The sequence below is a fragment of the Azospirillum sp. TSO5 genome (genome assembly GCF_003116065.1).
GTDB lineage: Bacteria > Pseudomonadota > Alphaproteobacteria > Azospirillales > Azospirillaceae > Azospirillum.
This window is the reverse complement of sequence record NZ_LGQY01000162.1, coordinates 1-2628: the sequence shown is the minus strand read 5'-3', so window position 1 is coordinate 2628 and position 2628 is coordinate 1. Positions and strand designations below refer to the sequence as shown.

At 63.1% G+C, this 2628-nt stretch carries 2 protein-coding genes; both read right to left on the bottom strand.

Translation table 11 applies throughout. The features are described 5' to 3' along the window. Nucleotides 1-165: 165 nt before the first annotated feature. On the bottom strand, nucleotides 166-1170 hold the full coding sequence (locus tag TSO5_RS32855) for a transcriptional regulator (RefSeq protein WP_158282515.1): 1005 nt from the start codon (nucleotides 1168-1170) through the stop codon (nucleotides 166-168). Then, on the bottom strand, nucleotides 1146-2324 hold the full coding sequence (locus TSO5_RS30845) for a HipA domain-containing protein (RefSeq protein ID WP_109155183.1): 1179 nt from the start codon (nucleotides 2322-2324) through the stop codon (nucleotides 1146-1148). Before TSO5_RS30845 ends, TSO5_RS32855 begins: the two co-directional genes overlap by 25 nt. Nucleotides 2325-2628 lie beyond the last annotated feature (304 nt).

Below are 2628 nucleotides of genomic sequence, written 5' to 3'. Positions count from 1 at the left end.
ATTCGGAACAACGGGGCGCCCTTCTACACGGCACGTCAGCCCTCCGCAAATTGGCTCGGCAACGCCTCCATGCACCAACGCCCAGCTCAGGGGCCGATCCTTTAACCGCTCGCCCTCCCGACCGCCACCACTCCGGTCCTTTTTGCGCCAACGCCGATCTGTGCCCTATCCAGAACGGCGCCGGCTCTTCATGTCGAGGATTTCGCGCTCAACAAGATCGCGTTCCAGGACATAGCCGTCGAAGCGCTCATAGAGCGGTTTGAGCAGTTCATGCACGACACCGACGGGATCCTCATCAATCCGCAGCGCCGACGTGGCGATTGCGAGATGGGCCTCCGGCAAGCGGCTGCGGTGGATCCCAACGATGAGGCTGCGATCCGCCGGCTTTGCCCAGGAGGCGAGGTCGCGCCCTCCGAGACCGGTATAACGGACGCGGAAACGGATTTCCGGGTCGCCGACGGGTGCGGTCAGCGTGGCGAAGCGGGCCGCGTGAGAGAGGCCTTCCCAGGCGCGCCAGATCGGCAGGGTGATATCGAAGAAGGTGCCCGGCTGAAGCACGTCAGAGCCGTCCTCCTGGTAGCCGCGCTGCAGGTAGAGCCGCCCGTCTGTCGAGGCTCGCCAGTAGTCGCTGTGGGCGGCATCATCAAACATCCGCTCTGCTTCGGGATTACCAAGCCAGCACTCGACGCCGCTCTCATCGCACACCGGGGCCAAGTCTTCCCTGGTCGGGACCCAGAAAGGCGGCCAGCCGGTGTAGCGCACCACGGACTTGTCGAGGACAACGAGCAGTCGCTTTGGCGACAGTCGAGTGATTGGGCCAACCACCTCGTAGTCAAAGCTGTAGTGGCCGTGCACCTGGCGCGCGGGGGCATCGTCGGGGAGCTTGCCGACCAAGTCGTTCCAGCGCTGCCGGCACACGGACACGAAGGCATCCTGCGGGTTGGCGTTGTTCTCGGCGACCAGTCCTACCACGCCCAGGATGGCCAGCGCGCGGCTGAGGGTGATCGATGTGTCGCCCTGATCGAAGGCCACCACCGTGGTCCTGCCGACGCCAGCCAAGCCGGCATGCTGCGCCTGGGTCAGCCCTTCATCCTTGCGCCGGCGGATGGTTTCAGCAACGAGCGCCGCCCAGTCGAGCGGCTGGACTACTCCTCGAGTATTCTCTGGCATGCGCCCTCCACAATCTCGGCGTAGCGATGGACGAAGCCGTCCGCCGGCTCCGCGGCCGGCGGCACGATGGCTTGGCTGCGGCGGACACGATCACCAAGCTCCTTGAGGGCCAGTTTGATGGCCCGCTCCGGAAGCCCGATGGCCTGACCGAAGGCTACAATCAGTCTGCGGTCGATCCGGTCGGTCTGAACGTGATCATCGCACAGCGACAGCGCGAACTCGGTTTTGTACGCGCCGCCATAGACCAGCGTGTTCAGCAGGTCGTAGGCCGGCGACAGTCGCAAGCCGCGCGACGTTTCCAGAAGTGAAAAGTTCTTCAGGTGCGCGTCGGCATTCCCGATGAGCGCACAGAAGACCACGCGCCGGAAGAACTGTTCGACATCGATCTGTGGGCGCGCGGAATGCACTCGGATGGCGCCGGCGATCTCTTCGTAACTCCCGGCATATTTGCCGGTGAAATCGCGACCGCGCGGGCGGGCAAGGATCTGGGCGAAATCCTCCAGACGGAGCTTTTCGCCATTGTCCGTGCGGTCGAAGCGCTTTACGACGAGCGCCAAATTTTCGATTCCAGCGAGAAATGCCGTCTCGAACTCCGTGACCTGCTTAGCGCCGAGAACATCGCGGGCAAAGCGCAGGGTGAGATATTCGTTGCGTACCAACGTAGCGTTGGTCTGATCGTTATATTTCGCAATGTGGGTGGCCGGCCCTTCGGCTTCGGCCGGGTGGTACTGGTCGCCGTGGCGAAAGCCAAGAAGCTTCTTTTGCACACCGGAGACGGTGCGTTTGCCCGCTGCGGCTGCGGTGGTCTCGGCATCGACCGCGACCAAGGGTGCCGCAAGCGGCTGCACGGCGCTGACGCCAACGGCGCCGATGCAGTCCTGCCCATAGCGCAAAAGGAGGCCGAAATCGTCCTCGTCCTCCACGCGGCCGGCGCGCGCCTGCTTCTCGCGAAGCCAGCCCTCGGGCCCCAGGTGCTGGAAGAACGGATGCAGACCAGTCGGCCACGCGTGCTCCCGCTCCCGGACCGGAAAGACACAGGCGATCGTTTCTGTCACGTCTGGATTGTAGACAAAGCGCGTGCCGCCCTGCGGCGTCTCGTAGAGAACCCCGACCCTTTGTCCCTTATACAGGATATCCGCGGTACGCTCAGTCACGACAGTCGCCCTTATCCGACATAGCTAGCCTCACCGCCGCAAGGCCTGGCTGTACGTTGTATATAGCAAGCATAAGGCCATCTTCAACGCAATATGTCCGTTATGAGCGACATAGCGCCAGGAGTTCGCCTGTAGTGTCTCGCATGGCAGGCAAATCGCACGGCTGGTGGGCTGTGGGGGCAGCAGTGATCCAAATAACCGACATTGGAAACCACTTTCTGTGACGTTGGTGCATGGAGGCGTTGCCGAGCCAATTTGCGGAGGGCTGACGTGCCGTGTAGAAGGGCGCCCCGTTGTTCCGAAT